We start from the raw sequence: 21,711 nt of genomic DNA, 5'->3' as shown, positions 1-21,711 counted from the left end.
GCCATGCAGCCACATCTCTCAGGACAATAAAAATGCAAATGGAAAACTTCGCGCCCATCATGTTCGCGGGCTTGGTGCTCATCATGCTGATCGGCTTCCCGGTGGCCTTCTCGCTGTCGGCACTCGGCATGGCATCAGGGCTGATCGCCATCGAGATGGGCTGGTTTCCGCCCAGCTTCATGTCGAATTTGCCGCTGAACATGGCCGGCATCCTGTCGAACGAATTGCTGCTGGCGATCCCGTTCTTTACCTTCATGGGCGCCATTCTTGAAAAATGCGGGCTTGCCGAAGACATGCTGGACTCCATGGGTCAGCTCTTCGGCCCCGTGCGCGGCGGCCTCGGTTATTCGGTCATCATCGTCGGCTTTATCCTCGGCGCCATCACCGGCACCGTGGCCGGTCAGGTGATCGCCATGGCGCTGATCTCGCTGCCGGTGATGATCCGCTACGGCTACAACATGCGCTACGCCACGGGCGTGCTGGCCGCATCGGGCACCATCACGCAGCTGGTGCCACCATCGCTGGTGCTGATCGTCATGGCCGACCAGCTCGGCCGCTCGGTGGGCGACATGTACAAGGGCGCCTGGGGCCCGTCCATCCTGCAGGTGCTGATTTTTGCAGGCTACACCTTCATGCTTGGTGTGTTCAAACCCGGCCACATTCCCGGCGTCCCCAAAACAGCACGCACGCTCGAAGGCTGGGCGCTGTGGGCCAAATGCCTGCGCGGCATCATCCCGTCAGCCATCCTGATTTTTGCGGTGCTCGGCTCCATGGGCGGCCTGCCCGGCATAGACACCGCCATCGCGACGCCGACAGAAGCCGGTGCGATGGGCGTGGTGGGCGCACTCATACTGGCCGCCATCCACAAGCGCCTGAGCAAGGAACTGCTCTGGGATGCCATGGTGGGCACCATGCGCCTGACGGCCATGGTGGTGTTCATCCTGATTGGCGCACGCGTGTTCTCCATGGTGTTCCAGGGCGTTGACGGCGCGCGCTGGGTCGAACACATGCTGACCGGCCTGCCCGGCGGCCAGATCGGCTTCCTGATCGTGGTCAACCTGTTTATCTTCTTCCTGGCTTTCTTCCTCGACTTTTTCGAGATCGCCTTCATCATCCTGCCCATGCTCGGTCCCGTCGCCAACAAGCTGGGCATAGACCTGGTCTGGTTTGGCGTGCTGCTCTGCGTGAACATGCAGACCTCCTTCATGCACCCGCCTTTCGGCTTTGCACTCTTTTACCTGCGGGGCATTGCCGACACGCTCTTCAAGGAGAAGCGAATACCGGTGGCCATCAAATCGAGTGACATCTACATGGGCGCCATTCCATGGGTGATCATGCAGCTGCTGCTGGTGGCGATCGTGATTTTTGTACCGCAGACGGTGACGATATTCCTCGACAAACCGCAGGTGGTGGACCTCGACAAGGTTCAGCTGGAAGCACCACCCGATGAGAACGCATCCATCAACAACCCGATGCCCGGTGCCTCTGACGCACTGCCGCCACCGCCTGAACCGGAAGCCCCGGCGGCCGATCCGGCAGCGAAGAAGTAAACCGCATCTTTAACACTCACAGGCAGGCCGCTCCAGTACATGCTGGCGGCCTGCAACTATTTCAGAGCACGCCCTGATGGACAACCTGCCCCTGGAGGCCATGGGCCCGCCGCCCTTCCGTTTCACGCCCGGCGCCGGCGCAAGCGGCAGCCCGGCATTCTCAAAGCCCTTCAAGGTGCTGGCAACCGTGATCGTTTTTGCCTGCGCCACCGCCCTTGTACGCGCATGGCTCGCCACGCGGGCCGGCGGCCTCGGAGTCGGCGGCGGCTGGTTCCTGGCCGGCCTCGGGCTCATGCTCTACACCTGGTGGCACATCCTGCGCAGCACAACGCGCATCGCCCCTGACGGCCTGTACCAGAGCTGGGTGTGGAACAAGCAGATGGACATGCGCGAGCTGGCCTATGGCAAGCTCATACGCGTTCGCGGGCTGGAATGGCTGATTGCGCCACGCCTGTATGTGCGCACGCTGATGGGCAAGTTTGCGGTGTTCTATGCAGCGTCGCCTGAAATGATCAGTGAGTTTGAGCGCCTGGTGAGTGAGTTGAGAGAGTTTCGCGGACAGCGGTAGATGTGCCTTTCGGGTGATTCCCGCACCGATTGCCCCGGCGCCCCTCACCCCCCAAGGATCTGGCCGAAGACATCCTTGAACATCATGAGAACCGCCACCCCCATCACCACCACCCCACCCCATCCAAACCATGTGGTTTTCCGGCCCGAAGTAAAACTGCCCATCACCTCGCGGCGGCTGGCCAGCATCATCATGCCGGCCATGATGGGTACTGCGACGACGCCGTTGATGACCGCGCTCCAGTAGAGCGCTTTCATCGGGTCTATGGGTGTGAAATCCAGCCCCGTGCCCACAATGGTGGCGATGGCAATGATGGCGTAGAAGCGTTTGGCTTCGAACCAGTGGCGCTCCAGCCCTTCAGGCCAGCCGAATGCCTCGGCCACGGCGTAGGCGGCAGAAGACGCCAGCACCGGCACGGCGAGCAGGCCCGTGGCGATGATGCCGCCGGCGAACAGTGCAAATGCAAAGTCACCGGCCAGCGGGCGCAGCGCCTGGGCAGCCTGCGCGGCCGAAGTCACGTCATGAATACCGGCCGCATAAAGCACCGCGCCCCCCAGCACCATGATGAAAAACGCAATCGCGTTTGAAAAGAACATGCCCATATAGGTATCCCGCTTGACGCGCTTGAGGTCTTCACGCACCTCTGCAACTGTGCCGCGTGCACCGCCTTTCTGGCGCAACTCCTCAACCTCCTGCGAGGCCTGCCAGAAGAACAGATAGGGCGAAATGGTGGTGCCCAGCAGCGCGACAATCATCATCCAGTAGCCAGACGTCCATTGCAGTCTGGGAATCACCAGGTCGTGCAGCACCTGCGCCCACGGCACCTGCACCAGAAACGCCGAAATCACATAGGCAAACAGGAACAGCGTCAGCCATTTGAGGATGGGCGCCAGCTTGCGATAGGGCACAAACACCTGCAGCAGCACGGTGACCACGCCGAAAGCCATCGAATGAAAGTGCTTGCCCCCGCCCACCACCAGTTGCAGCGCCTCCCCCATGGCCGCAATGTCTGCCGCGATATTGATGGTGTTGGCCACCACCAGCAGCAGGACCATGCTCATCAGAAAAGCCCTGGGCGTGTGTTCACGCAGGTTGGCTGCCACGCCCTTGCCGGTCACACGGCCAATACGCGCGCTGACCAGCTGGATGGCGATCATGAAAGGCAGCGAGAGGAAAACCGTCCACAACAGACCTGTGCCGAACTGGGCCCCGGCCTGTGTGTAGGTGGCAATGCCGGACGGGTCGTCATCGGCAGCGCCGGTAACCACGCCGGGGCCGACGTGGCGCAGGAAGGACGGTAAACGTTTGAACATGCTGTCAGCCTAACAGGGCTGGCCTGACGCGAACCCGACCCGCCCGGAAACTACAGGATCAGCATGGCCCTGAAATCATTCACATTGGTATGGGTCGGGCCCGTCACCACCAGCCCGCCGAGCGGGTCGAAATAGCCGTACGCGTCGTTGCGGTCCAGGTACTGGTCCAGCTTCATGCCTTTCGCGATGGCGCGCTGCAGTGTGTCGGGTGCAACGTAGGCGCCGGCATTGTCTTCAACGCCGTCAATACCGTCAGTATCTGCGGCCAGCGCATACACGCCGGGCTGGCCCTGCAGGGCGAGGGCCAGGCCCATGCAGAACTCGCCTGCACGCCCGCCCCTGCCCTTGCTGGCGCCCGGGGGCAGCGGCCTGACGGTGACTGTCGTTTCGCCACCGCTCAGGATGACGCACGGTTTTGAAAAGGGCTGGCCCCTGTGCGCCACCGCGCGAGCCAGCGCCGCGTGCACCTTGCCGACCTCGCGCGACTCGCCTTCGATCTCGTCACTGAGGATGTGCGCCTCGATTCCCGCCGCGCGCGCCGCCGCGGCGGCAGCTTCAAGGCTTTGTTGCGGCGTGGCGATCATGTGGACTTCATGGCCGGTGAACACCGCATCACCGGGCTTGGGTGTCTCCAGTAGAGCGCTTTCAAGCTGCGACACCAGGGCGGCAGGCACAGCGATGTTGTAGCGTTTGAGGATGGCCAGCGCATCGGCGCAGGTGGTCGCATCGGGCACGGTAGGCCCGCTGGCAATGATGGACGGATCATCGCCCGGCACATCGCTGATGGTGAGCGTCACCACGCGGGCAGGTGCGCAGGCGGCCGCCAGCCGCCCGCCCTTGATGCGCGAGAGATGCTTGCGCACGCAGTTCATCTCTGAAATGTTGGCGCCGCTGTTGAGCAGGGCCTTGTTGATGCGCTGTTTTTCTTCAAGGCTCAAACCATCGGCGGGCAAGGTCAGCAGGGCCGACCCACCGCCCGAGATCAGACACAGCACCAGGTCGTTTTTGGTCAGCCCCTGCACCATGGCCAGAATACGCTGTGCGGCGGCAAGGCCTGCGGCATCAGGCACCGGGTGGGCGGCTTCGACAATTTCCAGTCGCTGCCTGAGGCCGGCGGGGCGCGGCGGTATGTGGTGATAACGCGTGACGACCAGCCCTTCGAGCGGCGCATCCGCCGGCCACAGTGCCTCGACCGCCTGCGCCATGGAGCCACCGGCCTTGCCGGCGCCTATGACGATGGTGCGGCCGCCGCTTTCAGGCGTGGGCGGGGCGGGAAGGAAAGCCGCCGTGTTCTGAAGCGGCAAGGCGCGGTTCACTGCCGCCTGGTAAAGGTATTCGAGAAAGGCGCGCGGCTCTTTCGCCGCCACGGGAATGGTCTGGCTTGTCTGTTTCTGGTTCATAAGGTCTCCAGCCTTCAATTGTGCCGTCGTAACCGGGCAGTAACCCGCCGCCCGGCAGGTCTTTTGCCTCGCAAACGCAGGGTCGCTCCCTAGAATCTGCGCACATTTCACAGGAATCCGAATGAACTCTTACCTCGCGCTGGGCATTGCCATCGTTGCCGAAGTTATTGCCACCACGGCGCTCAAGTCGAGCGACAGCTTCAGCCGGCTGGTCCCGTCCATCATCACGGTGATCGGCTACGGCACGGCGCTTTATTTTCTGACGGTGACCATGAATCCATCCCGACCGGCGTGACCTACGCCATATGGTCAGGGCTGGGCATCGTGCTGATCAGCATCACCAGTTTTTTCTTTCACAACCAGAAGATAGACCTGGCGGGCATGATTGGCATGGCGCTGATCATTGCCGGCGTGGTGGTGCTCAACCTGTTCTCAAAATCAACCATGCATTGAGCCTCCCCTTCCGGCTACGGTACATCGTTTGGGGTACATCGGTAACACGCGGACACAATTCAAGGGCTTGCGGCCCTGACAGGGGCTGTTTTAACCCGTACTTTCCTCAGGTACAACCCTTGCTTCACGCCGCTATGATGTGCAGCGAACCCGCTTGCAACAAGCAGGTGTTCCAAAAACAATCCGAGGAGATGAGCTTGAAACTGATGAAACAAATTTTCTCTGCGGGCGCGCTTGCGCTTGCAGCACTGGCTGCGCCGGCTGCACATGCCGTGCAGGTCGTGGTGGGCGAGGTTTGCCCCCTGTCAGGGCTTGAAGCCAACCAGGGCCGGGCCTATGGAGCCGGCATGCAGCTTTATTTCGATACCGTCAACAAGGCCGGCGGGGCCAATGGCCACACCTTCTCGCTGGTCCGCAAGGATGACCGCGGCCTGCCGGAAGAAACCGTGGCAGCAACCCGCAAGATGATGACTGAAGAAAAGCCCATGGTGCTGGCCGGCTTCTTCGGCAACAGCAACATTGAAGACCTGGTGGCATCAGGCGTGCTCGAAAAGGAAAAGATCCCGCTGATCGGTTACCGCGTCACGCAGATCCGGCCTGAAACCCCTTACCTCTACACCGTCCGCGCCGGCCTGCAGGACGAGCTCGACAAGTTCACCGAGCACATTGCAACCGTCGGCATCAAGCGCATCGGCCTTTTTTATGAAGACGGCCCGGGTGCCGCCGCCCTCATCACCGCAGCGGAGGCCGCCGCCAAAAAAGCCAACCTCACGCTGGTGGCCAAGGCCAGCTACCCCGCGCGTACCGTGCAGGTCGCAAAAGCTGTCGAGACCATGACCAAGTCAGCACCGCAGGCCATCTTCATGGTGGCGACCGGTGCTGCGGCGGCAGGCTTCATCGAGAACTACGGCCGTGGCGGCGCGCAACTGTTTGCGCATTCGGGCGTTGACATCGAGCAGCTCACAAAACGCCTGGCCGAAGAGCAGATGCAGGGCGTGTCGATTGCCCAGGTCACACCCAACCCCTACAAGATTTCAAACAAGCTGAGCAAGGAATTCCAGGACGCCGTCGCGGCGAAGAAGGACCTTGAAGTGCCGGTGAGCTACGCGATGATGGAAGGTTTCATCACCGCCAAGGTCATCGTGGAGGCCGTACGCCGCCAGGGCACCAAACCAAGCCGTGAAGGCACCGTCAGTGCACTGGCGGCCATGGACAGGTTTGATATGGGCGGCTATTCCGTGGGCTACAAACCAAACAGCCGCATGGGCTCGAAGTTTGTGGAACTCAGCATCATCAGCGGTACCGGCAAAATCCGGCAATAAATCCGCCAGCAAGCCGGATGGCCCGACCCGCCTTTCAGGCGGGTTTTTTTACGCCTGTTTTCAAGCGTTCTGCTAGTTGACCGGCGCACCCGCCTCAAACCACTGCCTGACGAGCAAACGCTCGGCGTCCGTGATGCCGGTGGCATTGTTCATGGGCATGAGCTTGCTGACCACCACCTGCTGATACATGGCCTGGGCATGCTGTTTGACCAGCGCGGGCGAATCAAGCCTGACATTTTTCATCTGCAGCTGCGCGCCGTGGCACATGTAGCAGCGCTGCTCTACGACTTTCTGCAAGGCCGCAAAAGAGGATGAAGCAGGCTGGCCGGAGGCGGTAGCAGGCGACACAACTGCAGCCGCCGGATTCACCGCAGCAGGCACAGGCTTGAGCCAGACAATAACGCCAATGATGACGGCCACGCCCACCAGCGCATAGGCCACGGGGTGCCGGTTGCGCCCCAGCTTGTAGCCGTGCCTGAGCACAAAAAACTGCCGGATTGCCGCTCCGGCGAGCATCATCAGAATCAGCACCAGCCAGTTCTGCGGATGGCTCCAGGTGAAGCTGTAATGGTTGCTGAGCATGGCAAACAGCGCCGGCAGCGTGAAGTAGGTGTTGTGCACGCTGCGCTGCTTGCCACGCATGCCGTGTATGGGGTCGACCGGCTCACCTGCCTTGATGCTGGCAACCATCTTGCGCTGGCCGGGAATGATCCAGAAAAAGACATTGGCGCTCATGGCGGTGGCCAGCATGGCGCCGACCAGCAAAAAGGCGGCCCGCCCTGCAAACCAGTGGCAGGCCAGCCACGAAGCGACACATACCAGCACTGCGACCAATGCGCCGACGATGGCCTCGCCGTTCTTGCGCTGCCCGAACAGCTGGCAGATGGCGTCGTAGAGCATCCAGAACACCACAAAAAACGACAGCGCCACAGCTGCAGCCGCGCCGGGCGACCAGTCCATCAGGGACTTGTCAACGAGGTAGGTGCCGGCGTTCCAGAGGTAAGAGACCGTGAAGAGCGCAAACCCCGACAGCCAGGTGCTGTAACTCTCCCAGTAAAACCAGTGCAGGTGCGCAGGCAGCTGCGGCGGGCGCACTGCAAACTTGACGGGGTGATAAAACCCCCCGCCATGCAGGGCCCACAACTCACCGCTCACACCCTGCTTTTTCAGGTCGTCATCGACCGGCGGCGTGAGGCTGGAATCAAGGAAGACGAAATAAAAGGATGAACCGACCCAGGCGATGGCGGTGATGACATGGACCCAGCGCAGCAGCAGGTTGGCCCAGTCGAGAAGATAGCTGTCCATAACTCTCAACCTATGCAGTTCATGGAACTGCGTGATGCAACCTGCTCACCACTGCGGGCGCTGTGAACAGTAACAAGGCCGCGAACAAAAGAAATGGTACGTTGGCATATTTCCTGGCTCCGCTGCGGCCTGACCCCGGAGTTTACCGAACACCGGTCAGCTCTGGTGAACATCAAGCAAGACGCTTGCCAGTGCCCAGGGCCCGCACTTCTCCGGTCACCTGCAGGAGCTGCGCTGCCACAGCGACCGCAATGACTGCAGGCTCCTTGCCGCTGATGCCGGGAATGCCAATCGGGCTGGTGACATGCAGGAGCTCGGCGGCTGTGAAGCCGCGCGCTTCCAGCCGCTGGCGGAAGGTGGCCCACTTGCTGCGGCTGCCTATCAGGCCGACAAAGGGCAGGTCGCCCTTCTCGCGCTGGCGCTGCAGGCAGGCGGACACCACGTCGAGATCTTCTGCGTGGCTGAAACTCATGATGAGTACGTGCGATCCCGGCGCCAGATCACCAACCGCCACCTGCACGGGGTCAGAATGCTCGCAGATCACACCTTCGGGCACAGGGTCGGGAAAGACGCCGTCGCGGCTGTCTATCCAGGTCAGGGCAAAAGGCAGCCCGGCCAGCACCTGCGCCAGCGCGTGCCCGACATGCCCGCCCCCAAACAGCGCCACCGGCAAGCGCGCCGGCCTGAGGCGTTCTGCCAGCACCGCGCTCATGGCCTGCGTGACAGGTTCAAACTCCAGGTGGACCACCCCGCCGCAGCACTGCCCCAGCGATGGCCCCAATGCAACGCGGACAGGTATGGCGCCAAGACCGTCGTAAGCCGGCAACAACATGCCACGCGCCCGCTCCACGGCCTCGTATTCAAGATGCCCGCCGCCTATGGTGCCCACCACTGAACCTGCAAACACCGCCATCCATGTGCCCGCCTCACGCGGTACCGAGCCCTGGGTGGACGCGACCATCACCAGCACGGCGGCTTCGGATTCCAGCCTTTTCAACAGGGTGTGGAGGTGACTGTCCATGCCGGAACCGGACATCACAATACCCGGGAAGGCGCAGCCGGAGGTAAAAAGACGGGCAAAATGGCTGCGGGAGTGATATTCATGAGGTGTGCTTTGGGCTACGCTGGAAAGGGTTTAAACCCTACTTTCCCATAAATCCGGAAAGGCGTGAAATAACGGCATGGCCAGGTTTGGTCCGCGGTCGGTGCAGGCAGCACAACAAGACGCTTTTGCACCAGCCCATCATGTTGAAGCAGATGACAAGACGAGGAATAGGCAGCAATGAGACAAGACAACACTGACAACACTGTCAACCCACCACGGCGCTTCTGGTTGCTGGCAATTTTTTCCAGCGCCGCAGCAGCCATCATCAGCGCCTGCAAGAGCGCTCCCGAGGCGGCCCCCCAGGCTGCGCCTGCACCCGCCGTGGTCGGGCCGGTGCCTGCGGCACAGGGTTCTGCGCGAAGCTCCGGCGCCGCGACGCCACGGGCATACCGCCAGGACGGCGCCAGCCATATCTACGGTCTCAACTCGGACCGGATTTTCAAGGGCCGCATGCCGCCGCTGCTGTATGCCATCGGCGTGCTGAATGTGGAAATCGACCGGGTCGGACACGTCACCAAACTGGACTGGATGCGGGCGCCCCGCCACGCGCCTGAAGTCATCGCAGAAATCGAGCGCACCATCAAGGCCGCCTCGCCCTTCCCCGCCCCCGCACGGCTGGGCAAAGTTGTCTATACCGACACCTGGCTGTGGCACAAGAGCGGCCAGTTCCAGCTCGATACGCTGACCGAAGGCCAGAACTAGCGTCTAACCAGGCCCGGGACGCAGGGCATGTGGATCGGCAGATCGCGGTAATTGCTATTTATTTAATAGCTACTCACGTACGTATCTATTGGGCTGCAGCCAGATTTGGCACTCAAAAATGGCCTTTTTCGGTCATTTTTTGGGCTGTAGAAGCTCACCAGACACCCCAAAGCCCCAAAACGTAAAGTCGACTTTACATCTGATGGTTTGAGCCTCTGGCCGCGCCTGTCAGCGCGCTGATTTACTTCCGCAGCTGCCCATGCGGATCAATCACAAACTTGACCGGTGCACCCGCATCGAACTGGGCGTAGCCGCTCGGGGCGTCATCGAGTGAGATGACCTTCACCCCCACGATGTCGGCGATCTTGATGCGATCCCAGAGGATGGCCTGCATCAAGGCGCGGTTGTACTGCATCACCGGCGTCTGCCCGGTCATGAAGCTGTGCGACTTGGCCCAGCCCAGGCCAAGGCGAATGCTCAGCGACCCCGTTTTGGCAGCCTTGTCTACGCCGCCCGGGTCTTCGGTCACATACAGGCCGGGGATGCCGATCTTGCCGGCTGCGCGTGTGATTTCCATCAGGGAGTTCAGGACTGTGGCTGGGGCTTCATGCTGCGCGCCCTCATGGCCATGGCCGCGTGCTTCAAAGCCGACGGCGTCAATGGCGCTGTCGACTTCAGGAACGCCGAGGATGGCCTGGATCTGGTCGCCCAGGGGTACGTCGGTTGACAGGTCTGCGATCTCGAAACCGACGTTCTTGGCGTGTTTGAGACGGGCGGGGTTGACGTCGCCGACGATGACGACGGCTGCGCCCAGCAATCTGGCGGATGCGGCTGCGGCCAGGCCGACAGGGCCTGCGCCTGCAACGTACACCGTGCTGCCGGGGCCTACGCCTGCAGTCACTGCGCCGTGGTAGCCGGTGGGCAGGATGTCTGACAGGCAGGTGAGATCGCGAATCTTCTCGATCGCCTGCGCACGATCTGGGAACTTGAGCAGGTTGAAGTCGGCGTACGGGACCATGACGTATTCGGCCTGGCCGCCTACCCAGCCGCCCATGTCGACATAGCCGTAGGCGCCGCCGGGGCGGGATTCGTTGACCGTCAGGCACACGCCGGTCTGGCGTTCCTTGCACAGGCGGCAGCGGCCGCAGGCGACGTTGAACGGTACGGAGACGATGTCGCCGACAGAAAGGGTTTCGACATCCTTGCCGGCTTCTATGACTTCGCCGGTGATTTCATGGCCGAGGACGAGACCTGCGGGGGCGGTGGTGCGGCCGCGCACCATGTGCTGGTCTGAGCCGCAGATGTTGGTGGTGAGCACCTTGAGGATCACGCCGTGGTTGGCGGTGCGGCCTTGCGGGTTCAAAAGCTTGGGGTAGTCGATGGCCCTGACCTCGACCTTGCCCTGCTCGACGTACACGACGCCTCTGTTGTTTGCCATGGTTTCTTGTCTCCTGTTGGTTGGTGGTTGACGGAAAGGGGGTACGCCGGACGCTGGCTAGATATCCAGCGTGAGGCTCGGTGTCAGGGAACGCGAGCAGCACACCGTCATCTGGTCGTTGAGGGCATGCTCTTCATCGGTGAGGAACATGTCGCGGTGGTCAGGCGTGCCCGCCGTCACGCGCGTGAGGCAGGTGCCGCACACCCCCTGCTCGCACGAGACCAACAGCTCTATGCCGCGTTCGCGCAGGGCTTCGACGATCGTCACCCCCACAGGGATCTCAATCGTGAGTCCGGACTTTTCAAGCACGACAGAAAAAGCTGAATCGCCGAAGACGGGTGTTACAGGCGCTGCCGAGAAATACTCGCGGTGCAGTTGCCCATCTGCAAAACCCGCTGCACGCCCTGCTGAGAGGACTGCGTCGATAAACCCGCCCGGACCGCAGACATAGACCTGCAAACCGCTTGCCGGCCGGCCCAGCAGCGTCGCCAGATCAACCCGCCGCGAAGCCTCGCCGCCGTCATGGTGAAAGTGAACCCTGCCTGCAAATTCAGGTGCAGCCCATCGGGATGCAAAAGGCGTGTGCTCCGGGGAACGGGTGCAAAGGTGGATGTCGAAACTGCTGCCATCGAGCACCATCTGCTCTGCCATGGCCAGGAGGGGCGTGACGCCTATTCCGCCGGCTACCAAAGTGGTATGCGCAGCCGTTACCAGCGGAAAGTGATTGCGGGGCAGACTGATATGAATCTCATCGCCCTCTTTCAGCGCATGCACTGCCGCCGAACCGCCACGCGTGTTGGCATCGCGCAGCACACCGATGACATACCGGTGGCGCTCGGACGGCGAGTTGCAGAGAGAATACTGGCGTATCAGGCCATTGGGTAGATGCACATCAATGTGCGCGCCTGCCGTGAAGGCGGGCAGCTCGGCGCCGGTGGCGTTGACCAGCACCAGGCTGACGATGTGCGGGGTCTGCATGTTGCGACCATGCACCCGCACGCGCAGACCAGGCGGCGTCATGCTGCTGTTTGGCGCAGTCGGACTCCAACAACCGGACCACCGATCATCGCGCAGCGCCTGCTTTCATGAATTTTTCCCATTTGAGTTTTTCCGCCTTGTCGAAGGCGGGAAAGTCTTCCTCGCGCTTGCTGGTCGTGTCCATCCCCATCTCCATGATCTGTTTTTGCACGGCCGGGTTGGCCAGCGCCACGCGCACGGCCACCACCACCCTGGCCTGGATGCTTTTGGGCAAGGCTGCGGGCGCATATATCGCATACCACTGCGTGACGTCGTAGTCCCTGAAACCGCTTTCGGCCATGGTGGGAACATCGGGCAGCATGGACGAACGCCTGCTGCCGGTGACGGCGAGCGGCGTCAGCGCACCGGCCTTGATATGCGACAAAGCCACGGGCATGCCGGCCGCCATGAAATCGAAATGTCCGCCGCGCAGATCGGTGATGGCCAGCGATTCGCCCTTGTAGGCCACCTCAACCGTCTTGATGCCTGTCTGCCGGACCAGTATTTCGCCGGAAATCTGCCCTGTGGAGCCGGCCCCCATGGATGCCACAGTGAGTCCGCCGGAGGTTTTTTTTGCTGTGTCCACCAAGGCCTTCATGGACTTGATGGGCGATTTGGCGTTCACCACAAACACATTGGACAACGAGGCCAGATGCACCAGCGGCACAAACTCGGCCGGTGAATACTGGAGCTTGTTCTGCATGGCGGGTGCAATGCCCATGATGCCCGCACTGCCTACAAACAGGGTGTAGCCGTCCGCCGGGGACTTAGCCACGTATTCAGCTGCAATGCCGCCTGCTGCGCCCAGCCTGTTCTCGACTATGACGGGCTGCTTCCACTGCGTGTTGAGTTCCTGCGCTACCAGCCGCGCCAGAAGGTCGGGCCCCCCTCCGGCAGCTTGCGCGACGACAAGTTTGACGGGCCTGGAAGGATAAGCATCCTGCGCGGCAGTGGACAGAGCCACCCCCAAAGCTGCAGTGGCCAGAAGGGCAGCCGAAAGCTGGGGAAACGTCTTGTTCAGCATGGTGTTGTCTCTTTCTCGTTATGGGATGGCTGTCGCCGCATATGCCGCCGGCTGGCGGCAGGTATCTCGCTACTTGTTGAGCACAAAAATGGGCTTGCTCCCGGCGTCTGTTTCCGCCTTCATCAGCTCTTTCATCATGCGGCGCACGCGCACAGCAGCCGCATCGGACGTCAGCAGCACCGGCCGCAGCGCATCAAGGTCTGTCGTGCCCATCATCTCCTGCACGGCTTCGAGCATGGGTTTGTCCTGCTCGTGAAAGCCCAGTTGCTGCCAGTTCCGGGTTTCAAGATCGGCCTTGGGGTCGTCCAGCAGGTAGTTGCGCGAACTGGCGTAAAAGTAATGGGTGGTGGTGGCGGTTTCGGGCGTCACGATGTGGGTGCCCTGCCGGCGTATGCCCTCGCTGCGCGGGCGTCCCACCGGCACGACACCGACTTCGAGCAGGCAGGCACCGGGCGCATGCCAGCGGATGTTGAGCCAGTAGTCCACCGGTTTGGCCGGGTCGTCAAGAAAAGGCGTGAACGATGGCGGGGCCGTCGTGGAGGGGATGGAGCGCAGGCTGTCCAGCGTCCTGCCCTGGTGCACCACCTCGTGCTTGGCGGCCAGGAAATCATCGTTCTTCTGGTACGGCGCGTGCAGGTAATTGACGTGTGTGAGGTCCATCAGGTTGTCCACCACCAGCTCATAGTTGGCCTTTTGCAGCATGACATCACCTATGGTCTTGAGCGCCGGGTCCACCAGGTGGCTGTAGTCGGGAACATCGGCCGGGTCGGCCAGGCCGGGCTCACCCATCCACAGCCAGACCAGGCCGTGCTGCTCGACCAGCGGGTAGGACCTGACCTTGGCCGCGGCAGGAATGCGGTGGTCGCCGTGCGGGTTGTCGACACAGGCGCCCGAGCAGTCAAACTGCAGGCCGTGGTAGCCGCATTCGACCGCATCGCCTACCAGCCTGCCCAGGTGCAGGGGGGCAAACCGGTGCGGGCAACGGTTACCGATGGCAACCGCATCGCCGTTTTCCTTGCGGTAGAAAAGCACGGGTTCCCCCAGCAGCTTGCGCGGCGTGAGTTCGCGTTTGACTTCATGGGACCAGGCACCGACGTACCAGGTGTTGCGCAGAAATGCCATCTTTTTCCTTCGTGGGGCGGGGCCGGTATGGCCTTCAGGTGCCCGAATCTTAGGAAGCAGAGCTCACCAGCACAAACGAAAGCTTGGCACTTCAGAGATGAGAAAAACTCAACTCTTGCCGATATCTGGTGCGTGAACCTGGGGCTGTCCTGGCGCGAATTCACCCAGCAGCCAGTCGCGGAAAGCCTGCACCTTGCCCGACAGCGCACGCTCTTCGGGGTAGACCAGGTAGTAGGCCCCCGGCCCCTTGGCAGCCAGCGGCCAGGGCTGCACCAGCCGGCCGGATTCCAGCTCCTTGGCCACCATGACCGGGTCGACCACCGCCAGGCCCAGCCCGGCCTCGGCCGCCTCGATCACGAGGTTGCGGCTTTCAAGCGTCAGCAGGCGGGGTGAGGGATTGGGTACCACACCGGCTTTTTCAAGCCACAGCGTCCAGTCCTGCGGGCGCTGCCGGGCCTGCAGCAACTGGTGGGCATAGACATCCCCGTGTTGTGCCAGCGCCCGCTGCACCAGCACTTGGGGGGCGCACACCATGACCAGGTACTCCTCGCGCAGGAAGTCGGCCGTCAGCCCGCGCCAGTGGCCATCGCCGTAAAACACGGCGCAGTCCACGTTGTCGCGGTCGAAGTTGGCGTCCACGCGCGAGACGCGGATTTCGGTGTTGGCCACCTGGGTCGGAAAGCGCGTAAAGCGCGGCAGCAGCCAGCGCGAAGCAAAGGTGTGCAGCGCACTGACGACCAGCGGCTTGTCGTCGGGCCGGCTGGCCGCCTCGCGCAGCGCCTGGGTCAGCCGGTCCAGGCTGTCGTCCACCACACCGTGCAGCTTCTGGCCCACATCGGTGAACTGCAGGCCGCGGCCGTTGCGCACAAAAAGCCGGGTGCCCAGCCGCTCTTCAAGCTGCAGCAGCTGGTGGCTCAGGGCCGAAGGCGTGACATGAAGCTCTTCGGCCGCACGTGCGAGGCTCAGGTGCCTGCCTATCACCTGAAAGCTGCGCAACTGGTTGAGCGGGGGCGTCGGCGTGCGGGGTGTCATAGCGCTGCATGATAGTGAAGTACATGGTCGGCCGGTTTTGCAACGCCTGCTTCACCCGCTGCCTCAAGCACAGGGATGGAGGACACGCAACGACGTCGTTTGCTACATTTTCAGTAGCTGCTCACGCACGTGTTTATTGGCCCGCAGCCTGCTTTAACCCCTAAAAACGGTCAGAAAAGCACTTTCGAATGCACCCGGAGAGCCTCAAACTGCCCGGCAACTTCAAGATGTAAAGTCGACTTTACATCATACTCACCAGGCAAGGGCTAGGCAGCAGCCGGCATCGGGTACTCATCGGCGTTGCGCACCACGCCCGGCTGGAGTGAAAAATCCATGCGCGGCGGGCCAAAAATATCGATCAGCCAGGCCACACCTTCGCCAACGTCAAGTGTCGTGTGTATGAGGTTGGCCGGAATCACCAGCGTTGACGGGCTGTCCACATGCACATGCTCGTCCTCGCGCCATGTGGTCGAGTCGGCCGTCCATGGCGTGCGCAGGTGGTGGATGAAGCTGCCTTCAAGCGTGAGCGATATCTGCTCGAAGTCAGGGTGCGAGTGCGGCGACATCTTGCGTGGATCACGCCTGTCGGTCTTGCGCTCGAAAACATTGATCATCAGGTTGGTGCTGCGGAACAGGCGTCCGAAGATCTTCGGGTCGGTGTATTGCGCCAGGGTGTAGTTGCGCAGCTTGAAACCGCCCACGGGCGCCGGCCAGTCCTTTAGCGGCGCGACGCCGGGTGCACCATTCGCATAAACGGCGGCGTTTTCGGCCTTGCCGGCAAGGTCGGTAGCACGCACCGTGAAAACGCGTGTCACCACCCCGCCGTCCAGGAGCTTGATGGTGCTGCGGCCGGGGGGCAGGATGGTCAATGACTCGGGGCCGGCTTCAATCGACTCCCCGCCCGCTGTGACACTGGCACGCACGCCGGGCGGCAGCAGCAGCATGTATTCGTCGGGGTTTCCATCACGGACCAGTTCAGTCCCGGCAGATACCTGGCTGACCACAACCACCACATTCGCGCTGCGTGTGATCCAGGTCTTCTGCCCGTCATCTTTCAATTGCGGTTCGGACGCGTAGTACAAGCCGCGGCTGGCTTCTGTGGAGACAACAGACATGGTGATTCCTTCAAATATCGTGCGTAAACGGGTTTAGATGGCCTTGAACTTCGTGAGCTCTGTGCTTGCTGCCAGACGCAGCAAACCCTGCTCCGAAGAAATGATGAAGGTGTTGATGCCCAGCGCACGCAGCGCAGGGATCTCCGCGGAGCTGTTCACAAAGGCACACAGCGGCTTCTTCGCGGCCGTGACGGCGCTGACAAAACGTGCAATCGCCGCCTTCACAGGCGCGGCATCGGTCGCCGACTCGCCCAGCGCAACAGTCAGGTCGCCCCGGCCCAGGAAGAAGGCGTCTATGCCATCCACCGCCACGATGTCCTCGATGTGGTCGAGTGCTTCCGGGTCTTCCAGCATGGCGATGATGGTGGTGCGCTCATCGTTCGCCTCTATGTGCGCCGTCAGGCCCAGACGGCCGTATCTGCCGGCGCGTGACGAATTGGTAAAGCCGCGCCGGCCCGGCCGGTAGCGGCAGGCGTCCACCACCTCCTGCGCGATTTTTGCGGTCGAGACATGGGGCACCATCACCCCCGTCGCGCCGCAATCGAGCGCCGTCAATATGGTTGCCGTGCTCTCTACCCGCACAAGTGCATCAATGCCGGCAGCCTTTGCCGCCAGCAGGGCCAGGTCAATGGCATTGCGGTCCCAGGGCGCGTGCTCGGCGTCGATCACGACGAAGTCAAGACCGACATCGCCAAGCACTTCGATGGCCTGCACACCCGGCGTCTTGATGAATGTGCCCAGCATGTTCTCGCGGGCAGCCAGCCGATCGCGAAAGCCTGTTTTCTTTTCTGTCATGAATGTTCCTGCAATCCAAAAGACGCGGGGACTGGCCCCGCGTTGCGATCAGTCCAGCTTGACGCCTGCTTCCTTGATCTTCTTCTCCGCCGCCGCACGGTCTTTCACCAGGAAGGCTGCAAACTGCTCGGGCGTTTCGCCCAGCGGGTCAAAGCCGAACGGGTCCAGCGTCTTTTCGACAAAGGACGGGTCAGCCAGCACCTTGCGCGTTGCGCTGGCGATCTGGTCAATGACAGGCTTGGGCACACCCTTGGGCACGGTCAGGCCCAGGAAGAAGTACATCTCGGTGTTGGGGTAGCCGGCTTCGGCAAAAGTCGGCACATTGGGCAGTGCCTTGGCGCGCTTGCTGCCGTTGATGGCCAGCACCTTGAGCTTGCCCGAGGCGACATAAGGCGTGGCCGCCGAACTGCCCGCGACCATGATCTGTACCTGGCCGCCGAGCAAATCCTGCACAGCGGGCGCGATGCCCTTGTAGGCCACGTGCGTGATGTCGAAGCCTTCGCGCCGTGCGAAAGCATCGACCGGCAGGTGGGTCGGGCCGCCGGCACCGGCCGAGCCGTAGTTGTATTTGCCGGGGTTGGCCTTCATCAGGGCTACAAATTCCTTGAGATTGTTCACGGGCAGGTTGCCATTGACGATGAACACCTCGTTGACAAAGGTCACGCGGGTCACCGGCACCAGGTCGATCAGCGGGTTGTAGGGCAGCTTGCTGAACAGGAAGCGGTTGCCTGAAAAGGTCGGGTCGCCGCCAAGAAGAATGGTGTAACCGTCGGGTGCAGACTTGGCCGTCATGTCTGCGGCAATGATTTCATTGGCGCCACCGCGGTTATCAACCAGCACCGGCTGGCCCCACAGTTTGGAAAGACGGTCAGCCAGGCCACGGGCCACGCCGTCAATCGGTCCGCCTGCCGGATACGGCACGATCAGCTTCACGGGTTTGGAAGGCCATGCATCTGCAGCCATGACGGGCGCAGCCATGGCAAGGCAGGCTGCCGCCAGCAGGGCACGGCGGCTGTTGAGGAAGGGGTAGTGGGTCATCGTTGTCTCCTGGGTCAAGTTGAAAAATTCGCCTTTTCAGGCGTATGGACTGGTGGGCTTGTGGGCACCAACTTTGATGAACCGGCAGGAGACGATGGACCCGGGCGGGTCTATCGCGGCCTGCCGGGCCTGAAACCTATGCTTTCGGAAATGCTCGCGCCGGCATTGACCAGCGTGTCGATCTGCAGCTTTGTGGCCTTGCCGGGCATGAACTGGACAGCATCGACGATGGCAATCGTGGCCACGACTTTTCCGGCGGCATCAAAAATCGGTACGGCCAGGGCGTTCAGGCCCATGACGGCTTCGTCGGGCGCCATGGCCCAACCCTGTTTGCGGACCTGTTCGAGCTCTTTTTCAAGCTCTTTCGCGCTGGTGATGGTGCTTGGCGTCAGGGCGGGCAAGCCCGCTGCGACGATTTTTTTGACCAGCGCGGGGCCGCCGTAGGCCAGCGCGACCTTTCCCTGCGCGGAGTAGTGGTAACCCAGCAGCGAACCGGGTTTGACCGTGATCTCGATGGCCGAGGTGCCCGACTGCACCGACACGACCCGCACGCCGCCGCGGTCCATCATTCCGAGAATGACCGAGTGGCTGAGCGCGTTGCGCACCTTGCGCATCACCGGGACCGCTTCGCGGACGATGTCCACGCTGTCATTGACCGCATGCCCCAGCGCCACCATGCGCGCACCCACGCGGTAGCGCTCGGACGCTTCGTCCTGCACCACATAACCCTGCTGCGCCAGCGTGCGCAGATGCCTGAACACCTTGCTCTTGTTGGTGCCGAAGTGTTCGGCAATGGCGGTCACGCCCACAGCCTCACGCTGGACGGCGACGTGCTCCAGGATTTCCAGTGCGAACAGGACGGCTTGGACGCCGGTGGTTTCTTTGGGCTCTGTCATGGTGCTTGCTTCGCTTGAAAGCCGGGAAATTCCGGCCCAGCGATGTTAGCTTTGTGAGGGCGTGCCCCCGCTGTTGCTGGCCCAGTTGGACCCACCTTCAAGAGCCGCATTCGGCAGGCGTTTGTCAGCCACCGGGGTACTGGCCATTTTTTTCGCCAGCGCTGTGAGCTGTGCAGACCAGTCTGCCAGGTACTTCTCGCGCTCGGCCTGGCTCACGCGTGGGGACGCATAAGCCACAAAACTCGGTGCGACCTCCAGCCCCAGGTACTCCAGCATGGTCCTGCGGTGCGGGTACAGCAGGTTTTCAATCGGGCCATAGACGCCGCCCTCGGAAAACCGCTCGGGTGTGCCGCCGGTTGTCAGCGCGACCACGCCGTGGCGGCCCTTGAAGAAGCCGCTGTCAAAACGCTTGCCATCGGCATATGCAAAACCGTAAGCCAGCACGCGGTCAAACCAGCCCTTGAGGATGGCCGGCATGCCGCCCCACCACAGCGGGTAGACAAAGATGAACAGGTCTGCATCGGCAACGCGCTTTTGCTCACGCATCAGTTCGTTGGAGAAGCCGTTTTCCTGGCTGGCCTTGAGTTGCTCCTGCTGGTAGTGAAACCGTGTGGCATCGGCCACCGTCGTGAAATCATGCCGGCCAGCCACCGGATTGAAATTCTCCGCGTACAGGTCGGACACGACGACCTCATGCCCGTGCGACTGAAGCGTCCTGCACGCCGCATCTTTCAGCGCCGCCGTGAAGGAGGTCGGCTCCGGGTTCGCGTAAACAATCAGTGTCTTCACGGCAGAACTCAAAGACCGACCAGGGTGGCGGCGTTGGTGGAGACCATCTTGCGGACATCTGCCTCGCTGTAGCCAAGGTCCAGACAGATCTCGATCACGCTGAGGAAGCCATCGACCAGACGGGGGTTGCCGACCTGTCCCAGGTCTGAACCGAGGATGGTGCGGTCAACGCCCGCAGCCTCTATCAGGCCACGCAGGTTTTCGGGGTCGAACATGCGGAACTTGGAGTCTTCGGCAAACATGCACATCGAATGCTCGATGTACACGCCCATGCCCGCCAGGCGCGTGATGTCGGCCAGGCTGGCGCCGACGACAAAGGTCGGGTGGTTGCAGATCATGCGTTTGATGCCGCGTTTTTTGGCTTCTTCAAACAGCGGCCAGATCTCGCTGATGTTGAGATGTCCCGACGACAGCACCACATCGCGGTCGGCAATGACGTCGAGGATGGTCAGCACGTCGGGCAGCAGCTTGCCGCTGTCGTCCACCACATGCACCGGTGTGGGCGGCATCATCGGGCGGCTGGAGTTGGGGAAGTTGGTGGTCTGCCCCTTTTTGTGCTGGTCGATGTGGTTCTTCGACGAGAAGGTCGGCATCCACACCAGTTTGGCGCCCAGCGCAATGCCGTGCTCTACCGCGTAGATGTTCAGGCCGCCGCTCTGGTTGTTCAGCGGCACGCCGGACAGCAGCGTCACACCCAGGTGGCTGAAATGCTTGTTGAGCATGACCGTGACGGGCGTGACGGAGTAGTAGTGGTCCTTGATCAGCAGGGCACGCACGCCAGCTTCGGACGCCTCCTGCATGGCTTCGTAGTGATCGAAATAACGCGGCATGACGGAAGGCCCGCTGTGGCAATGCAGGTCAATCGCACCCTTGAGCAGGCTTTTGGAAAGCCCGGGCTGGCTTTTGCGCCAGGCGCCTGGCGCAAGTTCGTAATTCTGTTCGGTCTGTTGCTGCATGGTGGGGCCTTTTCGTCGCTTTCACATCCACTTGCAGAACTTTTTTGTTTTATTCTGCAAAACGTAGTATCTTCTGATGTAACGATGATAATCCCTCATCCCGGATAAAAACTAGGTACAAACCCTTGGACGCCCTTTCATGCGCCCTTTCATGCGCCCTCGCATGCACCTTTGCCTGCGGGTACGGACAGGCGCAGCGAGCGTCCGGAAAGAGCGCTCGTTCACATGGGAAATCAGGCGTGCATGGCTGCGCCTGAAATGGGCTTCGTTAAAAACAGCGAGTGAATTGCAAAAGGCCGTGAGCAGTCATGCCCACGCAGCAGGCGTTATGCGACGCCGGTCAATACCGATCAGCTACCCCGGTAGGTGGAGTAGCTCCATGGGCTGACCAAAAGGGGCACGTGATAGTGCTGGGTGGTATCGGCGACGCCGAAGTCAAGGCTGACCAGGTTCAGGAATGCCGGCTCGGGGAGCTTCACGCCACATGCCCTGAAATACGCAGCGACATCAAACACCAGGCGATAAGTACCTGCCCTTAAAGTGGCCGTGTCGTACAGCAACCCATCCGGGTTGCGGCCATCGGCGTTGAGCGTGAACTGCTTGACCAGCACCGCATCATGGCCCTGCGTGGTGTACAGCGACACCGCCATGCCTGCTGCGGGTTTGCCGTGCATGGTGTCCAGTACGTGTGTGCTCAAGCCCATGGTCATCCTTTAAAAGCTGATGAACAGCGTATCGAAAGCGATTTTCGGTTCACTGAAAGTGTATACA

The 21,711-nt window shown here is 61.7% G+C and carries 20 protein-coding genes and 1 pseudogene; 5 read left to right on the top strand and 16 right to left on the bottom strand.

The genetic code is table 11. The features are described 5' to 3' along the window. Positions 1–32 precede the first annotated feature (32 nt). Positions 33–1,550: a TRAP transporter large permease subunit gene (locus HYX42_RS09470; RefSeq protein ID WP_293402184.1), complete on the top strand. Its 1,518-nt coding sequence runs from the start codon at positions 33–35 to the stop codon at positions 1,548–1,550. Positions 1,551–1,626: 76 nt separating this feature from the next. Further along, positions 1,627–2,118: a hypothetical protein gene (locus tag HYX42_RS09465; protein ID WP_293402182.1), complete on the top strand. Its 492-nt coding sequence runs from the start codon at positions 1,627–1,629 to the stop codon at positions 2,116–2,118. A gap of 44 nt (positions 2,119–2,162) precedes the next feature. Here the strand turns inward: HYX42_RS09465 and HYX42_RS09460 are convergent, their stop codons facing one another. Together HYX42_RS09460 and HYX42_RS09455 are read right to left on the bottom strand one after the other, a co-directional pair. Next, the gene (locus tag HYX42_RS09460; RefSeq protein ID WP_293402180.1) at positions 2,163–3,431 is read right to left on the bottom strand and encodes an NRAMP family divalent metal transporter; all 1,269 of its coding nucleotides are present in this window, start codon (positions 3,429–3,431) and stop codon (positions 2,163–2,165) included. A gap of 50 nt (positions 3,432–3,481) precedes the next feature. Next, positions 3,482–4,831: a glycerate kinase gene (locus HYX42_RS09455; RefSeq protein WP_293402178.1), complete on the bottom strand. Its 1,350-nt coding sequence runs from the start codon at positions 4,829–4,831 to the stop codon at positions 3,482–3,484. A gap of 121 nt (positions 4,832–4,952) precedes the next feature. Here HYX42_RS09455 and HYX42_RS09450 point away from each other — a divergent pair. Both HYX42_RS09450 and HYX42_RS09445 read left to right on the top strand, forming a co-directional pair. After that, positions 4,953–5,284: pseudogene (locus tag HYX42_RS09450) on the top strand (SMR family transporter). A gap of 206 nt (positions 5,285–5,490) precedes the next feature. Beyond that, a complete protein-coding gene (locus tag HYX42_RS09445; protein WP_293402465.1) occupies positions 5,491–6,606 on the top strand; it encodes an ABC transporter substrate-binding protein in 1,116 nt (371 codons plus the stop codon). Positions 6,607–6,678: 72 nt separating this feature from the next. Here the strand turns inward: HYX42_RS09445 and HYX42_RS09440 are convergent, their stop codons facing one another. Both HYX42_RS09440 and xdhC read right to left on the bottom strand, forming a co-directional pair. Next, positions 6,679–7,911, bottom strand: coding sequence for a urate hydroxylase PuuD (locus HYX42_RS09440; RefSeq protein WP_293402176.1), 1,233 nt, complete (start codon positions 7,909–7,911; stop codon positions 6,679–6,681). A 172-nt stretch (positions 7,912–8,083) separates the two neighbouring features. Continuing rightward, entirely contained in the window at positions 8,084–8,932 is an 849-nt protein-coding gene (gene xdhC, locus HYX42_RS09435; protein WP_293402174.1) for a xanthine dehydrogenase accessory protein XdhC, read from the bottom strand. A 261-nt stretch (positions 8,933–9,193) separates the two neighbouring features. Here xdhC and HYX42_RS09430 point away from each other — a divergent pair, with 261 nt between their 5' ends. Continuing rightward, positions 9,194–9,718 (top strand): hypothetical protein, encoded by a 525-nt coding sequence (locus HYX42_RS09430; RefSeq protein WP_293402172.1) that lies wholly within the window; start codon positions 9,194–9,196, stop codon positions 9,716–9,718. Positions 9,719–9,959: 241 nt separating this feature from the next. Here the strand turns inward: HYX42_RS09430 and fdhA are convergent, their stop codons facing one another. The 12 genes from fdhA to uraH all read right to left on the bottom strand — a co-directional run bounded on the left by fdhA (position 9,960) and on the right by uraH (position 21,644). Continuing rightward, positions 9,960–11,156, bottom strand: a complete 1,197-nt coding sequence (gene fdhA, locus HYX42_RS09425; protein ID WP_293402169.1) for a formaldehyde dehydrogenase, glutathione-independent — start codon at positions 11,154–11,156, stop codon at positions 9,960–9,962. Positions 11,157–11,213: 57 nt separating this feature from the next. Then, entirely contained in the window at positions 11,214–12,176 is a 963-nt protein-coding gene (locus HYX42_RS09420; RefSeq protein ID WP_293402167.1) for a PDR/VanB family oxidoreductase, read from the bottom strand. Positions 12,177–12,219: 43 nt separating this feature from the next. Then, positions 12,220–13,197 carry a tripartite tricarboxylate transporter substrate binding protein gene (locus HYX42_RS09415; protein WP_293402165.1) on the bottom strand — a complete coding sequence of 326 codons (978 nt, stop codon included), beginning with the start codon at positions 13,195–13,197 and terminating at the stop codon, positions 12,220–12,222. A 69-nt stretch (positions 13,198–13,266) separates the two neighbouring features. Next, positions 13,267–14,319 (bottom strand): aromatic ring-hydroxylating dioxygenase subunit alpha, encoded by a 1,053-nt coding sequence (locus HYX42_RS09410; RefSeq protein WP_293402163.1) that lies wholly within the window; start codon positions 14,317–14,319, stop codon positions 13,267–13,269. Positions 14,320–14,427: 108 nt separating this feature from the next. Further along, positions 14,428–15,351, bottom strand: a complete 924-nt coding sequence (locus HYX42_RS09405) for a LysR substrate-binding domain-containing protein (RefSeq protein ID WP_293402161.1) — start codon at positions 15,349–15,351, stop codon at positions 14,428–14,430. Between the two features lie 266 nt (positions 15,352–15,617). Then, on the bottom strand, positions 15,618–16,466 hold the full coding sequence (locus HYX42_RS09400; RefSeq protein WP_293402159.1) for a hypothetical protein: 849 nt from the start codon (positions 16,464–16,466) through the stop codon (positions 15,618–15,620). Between the two features lie 33 nt (positions 16,467–16,499). After that, the gene (locus HYX42_RS09395; protein WP_293402157.1) at positions 16,500–17,261 is read right to left on the bottom strand and encodes an aldolase/citrate lyase family protein; all 762 of its coding nucleotides are present in this window, start codon (positions 17,259–17,261) and stop codon (positions 16,500–16,502) included. Positions 17,262–17,309: 48 nt separating this feature from the next. Further along, a complete protein-coding gene (locus HYX42_RS09390) occupies positions 17,310–18,299 on the bottom strand; it encodes a tripartite tricarboxylate transporter substrate binding protein (protein WP_293402154.1) in 990 nt (329 codons plus the stop codon). 110 nt (positions 18,300–18,409) lie between these two features. Continuing rightward, complete coding sequence (locus HYX42_RS09385; RefSeq protein WP_293402152.1) at positions 18,410–19,195, bottom strand: IclR family transcriptional regulator; 786 nt, start codon at positions 19,193–19,195, stop codon at positions 18,410–18,412. A 45-nt stretch (positions 19,196–19,240) separates the two neighbouring features. Beyond that, on the bottom strand, positions 19,241–19,984 hold the full coding sequence (locus HYX42_RS09380) for an NAD(P)H-dependent oxidoreductase (protein WP_293402150.1): 744 nt from the start codon (positions 19,982–19,984) through the stop codon (positions 19,241–19,243). Positions 19,985–19,992: 8 nt separating this feature from the next. Then, complete coding sequence (locus tag HYX42_RS09375) at positions 19,993–20,940, bottom strand: DUF6282 family protein (RefSeq protein WP_293402148.1); 948 nt, start codon at positions 20,938–20,940, stop codon at positions 19,993–19,995. Between the two features lie 350 nt (positions 20,941–21,290). Further along, a complete protein-coding gene (uraH, locus tag HYX42_RS09370) occupies positions 21,291–21,644 on the bottom strand; it encodes a hydroxyisourate hydrolase (RefSeq protein WP_293402146.1) in 354 nt (117 codons plus the stop codon). Between the last annotated feature and the right edge of the window lie 67 nt (positions 21,645–21,711).

This window comes from Polaromonas sp. (assembly GCF_016185115.1).
GTDB lineage: Bacteria > Pseudomonadota > Gammaproteobacteria > Burkholderiales > Burkholderiaceae_C > Polaromonas.
The sequence above is the reverse complement of the archived record's forward strand: the minus strand, read 5'-3'. Positions and strand labels throughout refer to the sequence as shown.